Genomic DNA, 13,723 nt, shown 5'->3' with positions numbered 1-13,723 from the left:
GTCCGGTGCAGCGGGGCCGCAGGCCGGGGGCGGCGCCCATCGACCACTCGCCCATCGACCACTCGACGGAAGGGAGCCCGGTGATGCCGGGATGATCGCACACAACGCCCAACCGGCAGCCCCACCGGCCGCCCCCGAGGAACTGCGCGCGCTGATGGCCGGATTCCCGACCGGCGTCACGGTGATCACGGCCTTCGACGCGGCGGGGCGCCCCTGGGGGATGACGTGCTCGTCCCTGTGCAGCGTCACGCTCCGGCCGCCGACGCTCCTGGTCTGCGTCCGGAACGGGAGCCCGACCCTCGCCGCCGTACTGGAAGGGGGCCGCTTCTCGGTCAACCTCCTGGGCGGCGCCGGGCGTCCGGTCGCCGAGCTGTTCGCCTCGGGTGCCTCGGACCGGTTCGACCACGTGAAGTGGCAGGACGCGCCCGGTGGCGGCGGGCCGCATCTGCCGCACGACGCGCACGCGGTGGCCGACTGCCGGGTCCTGAAGACCGAGGCGGTCGGCGATCACACCGTGGTCTACGGCCAGGTGGAGCAGACGGTGGTCTTCGCGCAGGCCCCGCAGCCGTTGATCTACGGCCTGCGCAGCTATGCAGTCTGGCCGGCGCCATGACCGGCCGCGCCGACCGGGAGGTGGCCGTGCAGGCCGAGGGAGTCAAGAGAGTCCGGGCCGATCTGGCCTGCTTCGGAGGTGAGCCCGCCTTCGCCGATGACATCAGGGTGGGAACACCGAACGTACCGGCCAAGGAGCGCTACCTCGAGCTGGTGAGCCAGGCCATCGACCGCCGGTGGCTGAGCAATCTCGGCCCGCTCGTCCAGGAGTTCGAGGGCCGGGCGGCGGAGCGGACCCTGCGGCGGCACAACACCGCGACGAGCAACGCCACCGCGGCGCTGCAGGTCGCGGCGAAGGCGTGCGGTCTCACCGGGGAAGTCATCATGCCGTCGTTCACCTTCGTGGCGACGGCCCATGCGATGAGCTGGATCGGCCTCACGCCGGTGTTCTGCGACGTCGATCCGGCGACGGGCACTCTGGACCCCCTCTCGGTCGCCAAGGCGGTGACCCCCCGCACGGGCGGCATCCTCGGCGTCCACATCTGGGGCAACCTCTGCGACTCTGCCGCACTCGACGAAGTGGCCCGGGACGCGGGTGTGCCGCTCGTCTACGACTCGGCCCAGGCGTTCGGATGCCGGCCGCTCGCGCCGGGGCCCATGGGGTCGGCGGAAGTGTTCAGCTTCCATGCGACGAAGATCCTGAACACCTTCGAGGGCGGGCTCGTCGCCACCGACTCCGACGAGGTCCACGCGCGCGTGCGGTCGATGCACAACTTCGGCTTCGACGAGGCGATGCGGGTGATCGGTCCGGGCACGAACGCGAAGATGAGCGAGTCCTCGGCGGCGATGGGCATCGCGTCCATCGAGCGTCTGGACGCCACTCTGGCCACCTACAGGTCGCTCCACCTGCGCTACCGGGAGGGCCTGGCGCAGGTGCCCGGCGTCACGCTGTTCGAGGCGCCCGCGGGGCAGACCCACAACCACCAGTACATCGTCGTACGGGTGGACCCAGGCGCGGCGGGTCTCGACCGGGACCGCCTGTTCGACGTGCTCGGCGCGGAGAACATCCGCACCAAGAAGTACTTCGCACCGGGCTGCCACCGCATGCCGCCCTACCGCTCCGATGCCGTGCACACACCGCTGGACCTGCCGGTGACCGAGGAGCTGACGGAGCGTGTGCTCTCCCTGCCCATCGGGCTCTCGGTGTCGCCGCAGGACGTGGACCGGATCTGCGACGTCATCGCGGCCGCGGTCCGCCACGCGTAGCGGACCGCGGCCTCATCGGGATGTCACCGCGGCGGCTGTCCGGCGGCGCCGCTCTCGGCCCCAAGACCCTCGATGAGCTCGGCGGCACGGCGAGGTCCGTTCTGTGCGCGGTACTCCTCGCCGAACTGCCGGGCCCGCTCGCGGAACCCCGGCTCGCAGAGCACGCGGCGTACCGCTCCCCGCAGCTGGTTCTCCAGATCGTCGCCCTCCTTGAGGTGCACGCCGGCGCCCGACCAGCCGACGTGGGCCCCGACCTCGTTCTTGTCCTCGGTGGCGGAGGCCACGACGAGCGGTACGCCGTTGCTCAGGGCGGCGGTGACACCGCCGTACCCACCGTTGGTGACCAGGAGGTCGGCGTGCGGCAGGAGATGGTGGTAGGGCACGAACCGCTCCACGCGCACGTTCTTGGGCAGCGGGCCCAGGTCGAGTTGCTCGGGCGGGACCCCGGTGGTGGTGACGATCAGGGCGTCGAGGTCGGAGAGCGCGCGGATCGCGGGCAGCAGCAGCCGCTCGGGTTCATTGGCCACGGTGCCCTGCGTCAGGTGCACCACGGTGTCGTACTTCTTCAAGTCGTCCCACCAGTGCGGAGGCTGGAACTCGTCGGTCGGCTCGCCGGTGATGGGGCCGACGAACCGGGTCTGCGGGAGCAGGTCGCTGCGGGGGTACTCGAAGGACGGCACCGTGCCGAGGAGGTACAGCGACGGCATGCGGATGATGTTCTCGAAGGCGCCGGCATCGATCCGCGGAAGGCCGACCTGGGCGCGCGTCCGGTCCGCCTCCCGGCGCAGTTCGCGCATCACGATGTGGTCCCCGGTCCACTTCAGCATCCGGTTGCGCAGGCGTCCGAGGACGGTGGAGCTCGGCCGCAGGCCCATGCCGAACGGCGCGGTGTCCCGGCTGCCGAGGGTGTAGACCGAGGTGGCCATCCAGACGAGCGGGATCCCCGTCTTCTCGCTGAGGAATCCGCCCGCGTACGTGGTCTCGTCGGTGAGCACCACGTCGGGGCGCAGTTCCTCGGCCAGCGCCGTCAGGTCCCGGAGTTGGTCGGATGCGGTACCGAAGAAGACGTCACGGAAGACCGCGACCATTCCTTTGGTTCCGGTGAGGCCGGCGTGGTGGGGAAATGCCTCGTCGTGCGTCATTCCGCCGTAGTCGAATCCGGAGACGATCGGAGAGAACTGGGCTCCGGTCTTTTCGACGCGTGCCTCGAATGCCTTTCCGGTGTACCAAGTCACCGCATTTCCACGGCGCACGAGTTCTTTCACCACATGCATCATCACATTGACGTGGCCTTCGGCCGGCGCCGTCGCCACGAGAACACTCACCACGGTTTTGCCCCCAGTTTTTCTCGGCCGATCTCACTACGTGCGGAACGTTAACCCAGCGGGCGAACGCCGAGGACTGTTCGTTCAGCGATGGCCGTCGGCCGCACTGGCCGGAAAGAGCGGGCACCCTGCCCGTGTCCCACGACCATGTGCTACCAATAGGTTGGCAGCCAACGCATAGCCAGCCAACTGCGGGGCTGTGGCAGGCAACCGGTAGACCCCGACCCACCGAGCGCAGTCGAGGACAAGGACAAGCATGACTATCTCGAACGAAGCATCCCGCCTGGCCGGAGCGCTCGCCCGTTCCGTGGCGGGACCGGTGCTGCAGCCGAACGACGCTGGATTCGCCGATGAGTTGGCGAGTTTCCAGCTCGGTCTGCGGCACCGTCCGGACCTCGTGGTCGGAGCTCGGGACGTCGCCGACGTCAAGGCCGTTCAGCGCTTCGCGGGGGAGAACGGGGTTCCGGTCACGGTGCACAGCACCGGACACGGCATGTGCTTCGCCGCCGACAGAGGCATCGTCCTGACGGTCCGGCGGCTGAACGGCGTCGTGGTCGATCCCGTCGACCGCACCGCCCGCGTCGAAGGCGGCACCACTTGGGGCGAGGTCGCGGCGGCCGCCGCACCGCACGGTCTGGTGCCGCCCAGCGGCAGCATGGGCAGCGTCGGCGCCGTCGGCTACACCTTCGGGGGCGGGATCAGCCTGCTCGGCCGGTCGGACGGCTGGGCCAGCGACTTCGTCCGCTCGTTCACGGTCGTCACCGAGGACGGCGAGGAGCGGCAGGTCGACCGGAGCGACGCCGCACGGTTCGCCCGGTTGCGCGGCACCGGACCCGTGCCGGGCGAGGTCGTCACCGCGATGACCATCGGCCTGCTGCCCGAAGGCAATCTGCAGGGCGGCGGCCTCACCTTCGACATCGGCGCGTCGGACGCCGAGGGCGACACCGCGGTGCTCCACGCGTTCCGCGAGTGGACGGCCGGGGCGCCCGATGAACTCACCTCCACGCTACGGGTGATGGCTTTCCCCGACGAGGAGTTCCTGCCCCCCTTCCTGCGCGGCCGGCGCATCGCACGCGTCGCGATCGCGCTGCGCGGCACGACCGAGGACGCCGACCGGCTCGCGGCGCCGCTGCGCATGGCGGCGCCGACGATCGAGGACACCCTGGCCCCGATGCCGTTCGCCGATTCGGCCCGGGTGCACGCCGAGCCGGACACCCCTGGCCCGTACATCGGCGAGAACGTCCTGATCGACACGCTCGACCCGACGGCGCTCGAAACCCTGGCCCAGCCGAACGGCCACACCATGGTCATCATGAACATCCGTCACCTCGGCGGCGCGCTCTCCCGGCCGCCGGAGGTCCCGGACACCGTACGGGGGCGCGACGCCCGCTACCTCGTCGCGGCGATCTCCCCGGTGGACCCGGAAGTGTCGGTCTCGGACCCGTCCGCCGCCCATGACCAGTCCGGCCCCGCATGGGCACTCGAACCGTTCGTCCCGGCGCAGGTGGGCGTCAGCCCCGGCTTCAGCGTCGGGCCGCGCGGCAAGAACTGACACGGCGCGACCGCGGGGCGAAGCTCCGGTCGAAGAGGGTGGCTCCCGGGCCCACCCCCTGCGGCCGGAGCTTGGTCGTGCCGCCGCAGGACAGGCGGTAGCGGAGCGGGAACGGATGGGGAACGGCCTGGTAGCGGGGCCCGGCAGGGTGTGCGTACAGCACCAAAACCACTGCCAGGGGGATGTCCGCTCATGCTCTCCACGCCCTTAGCGTCCGCCCGTACGTCCACCGCAGCCCGTGGCGCTGCCACCTCCGCACGCGGCGCGTCCACGTCGCCCCGGCGGATCGCCCGGAACCTGGTGGCGCTCGGACTGCTCTACGACGAGCTGGCCAACACCCTCACCCACGCGCCTGCCCGCAGGACCGCGGGGAAGGTGCGGGAGCGCGGCACACCGGGCATCCCGCTCAACACCCAGGTCATCGACATCCGCAGCGACATCCGTACGGTGCTCGCGAGTTGGGCCGCGCTCGTCTGCGAACAGCGGGGCCTCCCCGCACCGGCCCGCGACGCCACCGCGCTCACCGCCTTCCTCGTGGGCCATGCCGACTGGCTGACCGGACACGAGGCGGCGCAGGACATCGCCACCGAGACGGGCGACCTGGTGAAGCTCGCCTGGTCGGCCCTGTCGGACCGCCGCGACGGCAGCGTCCCGGTCGGCACCTGCGTACGGCCGGGCTGCGAAGGGGAGTTGGTCGCCCACCTCTCGCCCCGTACTCCCGCAGGGCGGGCCGCCATCGTCTGCTCCGCGGACGCGGGACACTCCTGGCGGCCTGACACCTGGCACACCCTGACCCCGCACCGTCCGCGGACCGCCCACAGCGCGGGGCTCACCGCGCAGGACATCTCCGCGGGCTGGCAGATTGCCTCCGGCACCGTGTACTGGCTGGCCAACACGCATCAATGGAGGCGCCGCAAGGACGGACGGCGGGTCCTCTACGACCGCGACGACGTCCTGACCACCATGCGGTCCCGCGAGAGCGCGGCCATCGCCCCATGACACACGTGACGTCACAAGAGCCGCGGCAGATCGACACCGTCCTGTTCGACCTCGACGGCACACTGGTGGACACGCTCGGCGACATCGAGGAAGTGGTCAACCGTGCGCTGAGCGAGCACCGGCTCCCCGCCCTGACCCTCTCCGAAGTGAGCCGGAGGGTCGGCGAAGGCGGGACCGCACTCGTCGAGGCCTCGATGCGCAAGAGCCGGCGCGGCCACGACCCCGCGCTCGTGGCGCGCGTGTACCAGGCCTACCTCGCCGGCTACGCGCGCCGACCGGCCGCCAGGGCCCGCCTGTACCCGGGCGCCGAGACCCTGCTGCGCAGGCTGCGGGCGGCCGGTGTCCGGGTCGCGCTGTGCACCAACAAGTCCCGCCACGTGACCACACCGCTCCTCGCGGCGCTCGGGCTCGGCACCTGCTTCGACGCGGTGGTGACCGGTGACGGCCCCGAACGCCGCAAACCAGCCCCCGATCCGCTGCTCAGCGCACTGCGGATCGCCGGTGGCTCGTCCGCGCTGATGGTCGGCGACAGCGTCTACGACCTGCGCGCCGCCCAGGCCGCCGGCATGCCCGTCGCCTGGGTCCGGTTCGGCTACGGGACGCCGCACGGCGCCGCCCCGCCCGACCTGGAACTCGACGGTCTCGACGACCTGGAGACCGCCGCGCGTGCCGTGGGCCTCCACGTCCGGGCCGGCTGACGGAGCCCGACGCGGACCAGGCCCGCCGCGGCTCCGCCCACCCCACACCGGCCACCCCGACAAGATCGGCTATCGACGTGAGACTCACAGAAGAGATCGAGGAGTCGCGCGAGGTGTCCTCGCGGACCCTCCCCGGCGCCATCGAGGACGACGCGGGCGCCGGGCGGACGGTCCGTCGCCGTCGACGCGTCGGATACGGACTGCTGGTCGTCCTCCCCACCGTCGCCGGTGCCCTCGCCCTGGCCGAGGCGGGGCGGGACGGCGGCGCGGGCGGCGGGAGCGCGCACGGTCCCGGCGCCTCCACCACCGCCGTGCTGTTGCTCGCCGCCGCGGCCGTCCTCGTCGTCGCGCGCGGCGCGGGCGCCCTTGCGGAGCGCCTCGGCCAGCCCCGGGTCATCGGCGAGATCTGCGCGGGCCTCGCCCTGGGGCCCACCCTGCTCGGACGCCTCGCCCCGGACGTGTTCACCTGGATCTTCCCGAAGCCGGTGGTGACCGGGCTCGACGCGCTGGCCCAACTCGGCCTCGTCCTCTTCATGTTCGGCGTCGGACAGGAACTGTCACAGGCGCGCGGGACGGCCCGCGAGGCGCAGGGCGCGCTGCTCGTGACCCTCGCGTCCTTCCTGGTCCCCTTCGCGACCGGCGCCGCCCTGGCGCTGTGGCTGTACCCGCGCTACGAGGGGGTCTCGTCCGAACCGACCGCCTTCGCCCTGTTCCTGGGCTGCGCGCTCAGCGTGACGGCCTTCCCCGTGCTCGCCCGCATCCTCGCCGACCTCGGACTCCTGGGCAGCGGCACCGGCCGGCTCAGCCTCTACGCGGCGGCCGTCGGGGACGGAGTCTGCTGGCTGGTGCTCACCGTCGCGCTCGCACTTGCGCAGGGCGACGGGCCGGGGGCGCAGTGGCAGACGCTGCTGCTGTCCCTGCTGGTGACCGCGGTTCTGCTCGGCCCGGTCCGGGCCGGGCTCAAGAAGGTGCTCGACGGACCCCTGGGCCGCTCGCCCGCCGCGGTCCTCACGCTGTGCACTGCCGGTGTGGCCGTCTCCGCCGGTGTGACGGCGCAGCTCGGCATCCACCAGCTCATCGGGGCGTTCGTCTTCGGGCTCGCCTGGCCCACCACATCGCGCGGCACGTCGGGCGAGGCGCAGTCGGCCGCCGTCCACACGCTGGCGCAACTTCTCCTGCCGTTCTTCTTCCTGGGGTTCGGCCTCTCCCTGGACCTCGGCGAACTCTCCCTCGACACGGGGAACGCGCTGATGCTGGCCGGGATGCTCGCCGCCGCCACACTCTCCAAGATCCTCGGCGCGGGCCTGGCCGGATACCTGTCCGGTCTCACGCGTACGGACTCGCTGGTGCTCGGCGTGCTGATGAACACGCGCGGCCTGACCGAACTGGTCGTGCTCGGCATCGGCCATCAAGCGGGCGTGATCGACGACCAGTTGTTCGCCGTGCTCGTTCTGGTCACCCTCGTCACCACGGCCATGACCGGGCCAGGACTGCGGCTGATACAGACGGCAGTCGCGGCCCGCCGCCGCAAGTAACCCCGTGCCGCGGGACGATCGGACGATCAGCGGCACAGCACCGGAACGCGCTGTACGAGGTTGTTGCCGAAGCCTCCTCTGTTCCAGGGCTGTTCGAGGGGCTGGGTGTGGCCGTCGGCGTCGGTGGCCCGGACGGTCAGGGTGTGACGGCCGGGAGCCGCGGTCCAGGTGGTGTGCCAGGCCTGCCATCCCCAGCGGTGCGGGCCGCGGGCGGCGACCTCGGCTTCGGTCCAGGTGCGGCCGTCGTCGGCGCTGACCTCGACCCGTGTGACCGGCCCGTACCCGGACCAGGCGCGCCCCGCCAGGTCCACGGGTCCGGCGCGCACGACCCGTACGCGTGACATGAAGTCCGGGAAGCCCGGCGGGATCAGCAGGGCGCGCGGGGCGATCCTGGTGACGGGCTCGCCGGGGTCGTCGGGAGCCTGCCGGAAGCGGTACGCCACGGCCTGCTGGAAGCCGGTGAACGGGGTGTCGGTCAGTTCGACGGCATGGAGCCATTTGACGTGCGCCATGCCGTACCAGCCGGGGACCACGAGCCGTAGCGGGCAGCCGTGCTGGGGCGGCAGCGGGCCGCCGTTCATCTCGTACGCGAGCAGGACGTCCGCGTCCACGGGCAAGGGCAGGCTGCGCCGGTAGTCCTGCTCGACGCCGCGCTCGACCCCGTGGTCCGCGCCCGTGAACACCGCCTCCACCGCGCCGTCGTCGACGCCCGCCGCCGCGAGCACCGTCCGCAGCGGTACGCCCGTCCAGTCGGCGGTCCCCACCGCCTCCACCAGCCAGGGCTGGGTCACCGGGCGCGGGCTCAGCCGGGCGCGGCCGTTGCCCGCGCACTCCATCGTGACCCGGTGGGTGACGGACGGCAGCGACCGCAGGTCGGCGAGCCCCAGTTCCAAGGGCGTACGGACCTGCCCGCCGACCGAGAGCCGCCACGCGTCGGTGTCGACCGCGGGGATGTCGTAGTGGACCAGCACGTAGTGGAGGCCGGGCGGTGTGACGTCGTAGCGCAGGGCCTCCAGAGGCAACCCGTGATTGCGTGCCGCCAGCGCCAGCTCCTCCTCGCCTATGCCCTCGTCCGCGGCGGCGACGCGTCCCGGTGTGCTGACCTCACCGAGGGACGGCTCCTTCATGCCCCGCGGCCTTCAGGCCCCGGGGAACCAGTAGTTGTGCACGGACGACGTCTCGGGCTGTCCTCCGGGACCGGACAGGCCGACCGCTTCGGCGATGGGCATCATCTTCTCCGCGAACGCCTGCATGTGCTGCTCGGACTCCCACACGTCGTAGATGTCCAGGCCGTCACCGCTGGGGACACAGACGTGGGCGACGCAGCCGTCGAACATCTTGGGCGTTTCGTGGAGTTTGGCGTTCAGGGTGTCGTACTGGTCGGTGGTGACGCCCGGGAGGGAAGCATGCATGAAGATCGTCATGGCTGCTGCTCCTTGTATGGAGACGGGGTGCGACATCGGGGCGTGCGCGGGAGCCGCCGGGCGGCGGCCGTTTCCCTCCTACCAGGACAGCACGCCCGCCTACCGATGGCACCCACAAGCAGTAGGGCAATCGCGAGCCCCAGGGCAGATCGCGCGAGGATCGCGCTCCTCAGGCGTTCGCCAGCTCTCCGAGCAGTTTCCACGTACGGCGCCGGTCCGCCTCGCCGCCGAGGTCCGTCGACGTGAACACCACCTCGGTCGCCCCGGCGTCCCGATACCGGCGCACCTCGGCGGCGACCGTCTCCTCGTCGCCGATGGCGGCCAGATCGACGGCCCGGGTGGCGCCGGAGAGCCCGATGACACGCTGGTAGGACGGGAACTGCTCGTAGAACGAGAGGGCGCCGGTCGCGGTCTCCCGTACCGTCTCGGCGTCGGCGGTGACGACGCCCGGCACGAAGGCCACGATCCGGGGCGCGGGTCGGCCCGCCGCCTCGGCCGCGGCGGTGACGGCCGGGACGATGTGCTCGGCGAGCGCGCGCGGACCGGCGAGCAATGGCAGGATGCCGTCCGCTAGTTCACCCGAGACACGCAGTGCCTGCGGGCCCATGGCGGCCACCAGGAGCGGAACCGGCGGCTCGGCGCCGGGTACCCGCGCCGACAGGGGCGTGGTGGCGGTGAGCAGCTCGCCGTGGAAGTCGGAGCTGCCCGTCTCCAGGAGCTGACGCATGGCGGTGAGGAATTCGCGGAGCCTGCCGATGGGTCGCTCGTGCGGGATGCCGAAGGCCGCTTCGGTCAGCTGTTTCGTGCCGAGCGCGAGGCCCAGGTGGTAGCGGCCGCCGGTCGCCGCCTGAGCCGTCTGGGCCTGGCTGGAGACGAGGAGGGGGTGACGCCCGAAGATGGGGATCGCCGCGGTGCCGACGTGCAGCCCCGGCACCTCGCGGCCGACGATCGCGGCGAGCGTGGGGGAGTCGTACGCGAAGGTCTGGCCGAACCACACCGAGCGCAGTCCGGCCTCGTGGGCCTCCCGCGAGAGGTGCACCGTACCGTCGACCCGGTCCTGAAGTGAAAGCGCTACTCCGATGGTCATACCCACGGCAACCACCGGTCGCGCGGCCGCCATTCCGGCTCCTTCATGACAAACTCATGGCGGCTTTGTAACGGCGTCGGCGGTACGCGGTCCGGGGAGCGGAACACCTCTTGGTGAAGCGCCGCGCCTGCTGTAGAAATGGGCCCCATGAATCACGAACCGCTGGTGCGACGCCTGGTCATCGACCTGTGCCGACGCGCCGCTTCGTGTTGTTCCTGTTGTTCGTGTCGCTGATCAAGCGTTTCTGACGCTCCCCGCCGCCCGGTGATGTTCCCGGCGGCGCGTCCGCCCTTCGCACTTCGGTGCGCTCTCCGAGTTGCCCGGCCCCGCCCGGCCGCAACCGCTCATCTTCCGGTACCCACGGAGGCCCCGCCCCCATGTCCACGACCCCTCCTCCAGCGCAGGCCGACCTGACCCCGCTGCCCGACGTTCCGCCGAAGCGGCGGCCTCCCCGCGCCACGGCGCGCGTGCACCGCGTACGGCACGTCGCCCTGCCGCTCGGCTCACTTCTCCTGTTCCTTCTCCTGTGGCAACTGCTCGCGGTGAGCGGAACATGGAGCGAGACGCTGGTCCCGCCCCCGGCGAAGGTGTGGAGCGCGTTCATCGAAGTGTCCACGACGCACGACGGCGTACGCGGCTACAACGGCACCACGCTCATCGAGCACCTGGGCATCAGCCTGCGGCGCATCGCTCTCGGGGCCGGCATCGGCATCGCCCTCGGAGTGGTCTTCGGTCTCCTCATGGGCACCGTCGGCTGGGTCCGGTCGCTGTTCGAGCCCTGGATCACCTTCCTGCGGACACTGCCTCCGCTGGCGTACTTCTCGCTGCTCATCATCTGGCTCGGCATCAACGAGGAACCCAAGGTCACCCTGCTGGCCGTGGCCGCCTTCCCGCCGGTGGCGGTCTCCACGACGACCGCGGTGACCGCTGTGTCGCAGAGCCTGATCGAGGCGGCTCGTGCCCTGGGCGGCTCGCGGTGGGACGTCGTCAAGGACGTCGTCGTGCCGTCCGCCCTGCCGCAGACGCTGACCGGCATCCGGCTGGCCGTGGGCGTGGCCTACTCGTCCCTCGTCGCCGCCGAGTTGGTCAACGGGCTGCCCGGGATCGGCGGCATGGTCAAGGACGCCGCCAACTACAACAACACCCCCGTCGTGCTCGTCGGCATCATCGCCATCGGTATCTCTGGACTCGTCATCGACGGTCTGCTGCTTCGCCTGGAGCGCGCCGTCGTGCCTTGGCGCGGGCACGTCTAGGCCCCTTTCCTCCTGGACCGAACGCCCTTCCCTCCCGAACAGAATCCTTCCTGAACAGAAACGGCCCCGCCATGTCTCGCTCCACCCCTGAACGCCCTTCCCGGCACCCTTCCCGACGTCTGCTGCTCGCCGGCGCCCTGGCCGCGGTCTCCGCCGCTGCCACCGGCTGCTCCTCACAGAGCGAGGCGTCCTCGTCCGGCGGGTCCAAGAAGCTGCGGGTCGGCTACTTCGCCTTTCCCAGCGGCGACCTGCTCGTGAAGAACAAGAAGCTGCTCGAGAAGGCGCTGCCGGACTACAAGATCACCTGGATCAAGTTCGACTCCGGGGCCAGCGTCAACCAGGCCTTTCTGGGCAAGTCGCTCGACATCGCCGCGCTGGGCTCCAGCCCGTTCGCCCGCGGGATCGCGGGGAGTTCACCGATCCCGTACAAGGTCGCCTTCATTCTCGACGTCGCGGGCGAGAACGAGGCCCTGGTGGCCCGCAAGGACGCCGGGATATCCGACGTCGCCGGTCTCAAGGGGAAGACGATCGCCACACCCTTCGCCTCGACGTCCCACTACAGCCTGCTGGCGGCGCTGGAGGGGGCCGGTCTCAAGCCGTCCGACGTCAAGCTCGTCGACCTGCAGCCGCAGGCGATCATCGCCGCCTGGCAGCGCGGGGACATCGACGCGGCCTACGTCTGGCTGCCGACCCTGGACGAGCTGCGCAAGACCGGCACCCAGCTCACCAGCAGCAAGAAGATCGGCGCGGCGGGCAAGCCGACCCTGGACCTGGCCGTGGTGTCCGACGAGCTGATCGCCAGGGACCCGAAGGCGATCGACTCGTGGCGCAAGGCCGAGGCCCAGGCCCTGCGCCTGCTCAAGTCCGACCCCGACGGCTCGGTCAAGGCCATCGCCGCCGAGCTCAACATCAGTACGGCGGACGCCAAGGCCCAGCTCTCACAAGGGGTGTTCCTCACTCCCGACGAGGTCACCTCCGCCGACTGGCTCGGCACCGACGGCAGTCCGGGCAAGCTGCTGACCTACGTCACCGACACCGCCCGGTTCCTGGCCGACCAGAAGCAGATCGCCGCCGCACCGTCCGCGGACTCCGTCCGCAAGGCCTTCTATCTGAAGGGACTGCCCGATGTCCTCAAGTGAGACCGTCAGCAAGGGCGTCAACACGGGCGTCAGTAAGGGAGTTGAGGTGTGGGGCGCCGAACGGACCGGATCGGTACGCCTCGACCGCGTCACCCACCAGTACGGCCGGGGCAGCGAGAGCGTCACCGCCGTGGGGCCGGTCGACCTGACCGTCCCCGCGGGCGAGTTCCTGGTGCTCGTCGGTGCGTCCGGCTGCGGCAAGAGCACACTGCTGCGGCTGATCGCCGGGTTCGAGCAGCCCACCCACGGCTCGGTGCGCGTCTCCGGCGCGGCCCCGCGGCCGGGTGAGACGGCCGGTGTGGTGTTCCAGGCGCCACGGCTCTTTCCGTGGCGGACGGTGCAGGGCAACATCGACCTGGCGCTGCGGTACGCGGGCGTCGATCGTTCCCAATGGCCCGACCAGCGGGCGGAGTTGCTGGCCCGCGTCGGTCTCGAAGGCGTGGGGAAGCGCCGCATCTGGGAGATATCCGGTGGCCAGCAGCAGCGCGTCGCCATCGCCCGCGCCCTCGCCGCCGAGAACCCCCTGTTCCTGCTCGACGAACCGTTCGCCGCGCTGGACGCGCTGACCCGTGAGCGCCTCCAGGAGGACGTACGGCAGGTGACCGCCCAGACCGGCAGGACCACGGTGTTCGTCACCCACTCCGCGGACGAGGCGGTGTTCCTCGGCTCCCGCATCGTGGTGCTGACCAAGAGCCCCGGGACCGTTGCCCTGGATCTGCCGATCACCCTGCCCAGGGGCGCCGTCGACGCCGACGAGCTGCGCGAGTCCGCTGAGTTCACCGTCCTGCGCGCCCAGGTCGCCCACGCGGTCAAGTCCGCGGCGGCGGACTGACCGGGGGGCGTCTAGGGGAGGGCAGGGAGCGGAGGCGACATCGTCGTCTCCCGGCCGCCTC

Annotated in this window: 13 protein-coding genes; 9 read left to right on the top strand and 4 right to left on the bottom strand. The window is 71.3% G+C overall.

The genetic code is table 11. The features are described from left to right. The first annotated feature begins 91 nt into the window (after positions 1-91). Positions 92-613, top strand: a complete 522-nt coding sequence (locus ACFUPX_RS33645) for a flavin reductase family protein (protein ID WP_383331466.1) — start codon at positions 92-94, stop codon at positions 611-613. Further along, positions 610-1,818 (top strand): DegT/DnrJ/EryC1/StrS family aminotransferase, encoded by a 1,209-nt coding sequence (locus ACFUPX_RS33640; protein ID WP_383331463.1) that lies wholly within the window; start codon positions 610-612, stop codon positions 1,816-1,818. The genes ACFUPX_RS33645 and ACFUPX_RS33640 overlap by 4 nt, the downstream gene beginning before the upstream one ends. 23 nt (positions 1,819-1,841) lie before the next feature. On the opposite strand, the gene ACFUPX_RS33635 is transcribed toward ACFUPX_RS33640, so the two are convergent. Further along, complete coding sequence (locus ACFUPX_RS33635) at positions 1,842-3,053, bottom strand: nucleotide disphospho-sugar-binding domain-containing protein (protein WP_383331460.1); 1,212 nt, start codon at positions 3,051-3,053, stop codon at positions 1,842-1,844. A 346-nt stretch (positions 3,054-3,399) separates the two neighbouring features. Here ACFUPX_RS33635 and ACFUPX_RS33630 point away from each other — a divergent pair, with 346 nt between their 5' ends. From ACFUPX_RS33630 to ACFUPX_RS33615, 4 genes are all read left to right on the top strand, one after another. Next, a complete protein-coding gene (locus tag ACFUPX_RS33630) occupies positions 3,400-4,695 on the top strand; it encodes an FAD-binding oxidoreductase (protein ID WP_383331457.1) in 1,296 nt (431 codons plus the stop codon). 192 nt (positions 4,696-4,887) lie between these two features. Further along, a complete protein-coding gene (locus ACFUPX_RS33625; RefSeq protein WP_383331454.1) occupies positions 4,888-5,694 on the top strand; it encodes a hypothetical protein in 807 nt (268 codons plus the stop codon). 5 nt (positions 5,695-5,699) lie between these two features. Continuing rightward, the gene (locus ACFUPX_RS33620) at positions 5,700-6,392 is read left to right on the top strand and encodes an HAD family hydrolase (RefSeq protein ID WP_383331451.1); all 693 of its coding nucleotides are present in this window, start codon (positions 5,700-5,702) and stop codon (positions 6,390-6,392) included. Between the two features lie 77 nt (positions 6,393-6,469). Next, a complete protein-coding gene (locus ACFUPX_RS33615) occupies positions 6,470-7,927 on the top strand; it encodes a cation:proton antiporter (protein WP_383331448.1) in 1,458 nt (485 codons plus the stop codon). 26 nt (positions 7,928-7,953) lie between these two features. On the opposite strand, the gene ACFUPX_RS33610 is transcribed toward ACFUPX_RS33615, so the two are convergent. The 3 genes from ACFUPX_RS33610 to ACFUPX_RS33600 all read right to left on the bottom strand — a co-directional run bounded on the left by ACFUPX_RS33610 (position 7,954) and on the right by ACFUPX_RS33600 (position 10,438). Continuing rightward, positions 7,954-9,054 (bottom strand): sulfite oxidase, encoded by a 1,101-nt coding sequence (locus ACFUPX_RS33610; protein ID WP_383331446.1) that lies wholly within the window; start codon positions 9,052-9,054, stop codon positions 7,954-7,956. Positions 9,055-9,066: 12 nt separating this feature from the next. Continuing rightward, positions 9,067-9,351: a hypothetical protein gene (locus ACFUPX_RS33605; protein ID WP_383331443.1), complete on the bottom strand. Its 285-nt coding sequence runs from the start codon at positions 9,349-9,351 to the stop codon at positions 9,067-9,069. 169 nt (positions 9,352-9,520) lie between these two features. Next, entirely contained in the window at positions 9,521-10,438 is a 918-nt protein-coding gene (locus tag ACFUPX_RS33600) for an LLM class F420-dependent oxidoreductase (protein WP_383331440.1), read from the bottom strand. A gap of 377 nt (positions 10,439-10,815) precedes the next feature. Here ACFUPX_RS33600 and ACFUPX_RS33595 point away from each other — a divergent pair, with 377 nt between their 5' ends. From ACFUPX_RS33595 to ACFUPX_RS33585, 3 genes are all read left to right on the top strand, one after another. After that, positions 10,816-11,691, top strand: coding sequence for an ABC transporter permease (locus ACFUPX_RS33595; RefSeq protein ID WP_383331437.1), 876 nt, complete (start codon positions 10,816-10,818; stop codon positions 11,689-11,691). Between the two features lie 71 nt (positions 11,692-11,762). Continuing rightward, on the top strand, positions 11,763-12,830 hold the full coding sequence (locus tag ACFUPX_RS33590) for an ABC transporter substrate-binding protein (protein WP_383331434.1): 1,068 nt from the start codon (positions 11,763-11,765) through the stop codon (positions 12,828-12,830). Continuing rightward, complete coding sequence (locus ACFUPX_RS33585) at positions 12,817-13,662, top strand: ABC transporter ATP-binding protein (RefSeq protein WP_383331431.1); 846 nt, start codon at positions 12,817-12,819, stop codon at positions 13,660-13,662. Before ACFUPX_RS33590 ends, ACFUPX_RS33585 begins: the two co-directional genes overlap by 14 nt. The last annotated feature ends 61 nt before the right edge of the window (positions 13,663-13,723 follow it).

The sequence above is a fragment of the Streptomyces sp. NPDC057302 genome (assembly GCF_042667685.1).
In the GTDB taxonomy this organism is placed as follows: Bacteria; Actinomycetota; Actinomycetes; order Streptomycetales; family Streptomycetaceae; genus Streptomyces.
The sequence above is the reverse complement of the archived record's forward strand: the minus strand, read 5'-3'. Positions and strand labels throughout refer to the sequence as shown.

Coding starts and splice junctions, on each gene's coding strand:
- ACFUPX_RS33645 (WP_383331466.1), top strand. CDS start 92: ATGATCGCACACAACGCCCAACCGGCAGCCCCACCGGCCGCCCCCGAG.
- ACFUPX_RS33625 (WP_383331454.1), top strand. CDS start 4,888: ATGCTCTCCACGCCCTTAGCGTCCGCCCGTACGTCCACCGCAGCCCGT.
- ACFUPX_RS33605 (WP_383331443.1), bottom strand. CDS start 9,351: ATGACGATCTTCATGCATGCTTCCCTCCCGGGCGTCACCACCGACCAG.
- ACFUPX_RS33630 (WP_383331457.1), top strand. CDS start 3,400: ATGACTATCTCGAACGAAGCATCCCGCCTGGCCGGAGCGCTCGCCCGT.
- ACFUPX_RS33590 (WP_383331434.1), top strand. CDS start 11,763: ATGTCTCGCTCCACCCCTGAACGCCCTTCCCGGCACCCTTCCCGACGT.
- ACFUPX_RS33640 (WP_383331463.1), top strand. CDS start 610: ATGACCGGCCGCGCCGACCGGGAGGTGGCCGTGCAGGCCGAGGGAGTC.
- ACFUPX_RS33600 (WP_383331440.1), bottom strand. CDS start 10,438: ATGACCATCGGAGTAGCGCTTTCACTTCAGGACCGGGTCGACGGTACG.
- ACFUPX_RS33595 (WP_383331437.1), top strand. CDS start 10,816: ATGTCCACGACCCCTCCTCCAGCGCAGGCCGACCTGACCCCGCTGCCC.
- ACFUPX_RS33585 (WP_383331431.1), top strand. CDS start 12,817: ATGTCCTCAAGTGAGACCGTCAGCAAGGGCGTCAACACGGGCGTCAGT.
- ACFUPX_RS33610 (WP_383331446.1), bottom strand. CDS start 9,054: ATGAAGGAGCCGTCCCTCGGTGAGGTCAGCACACCGGGACGCGTCGCC.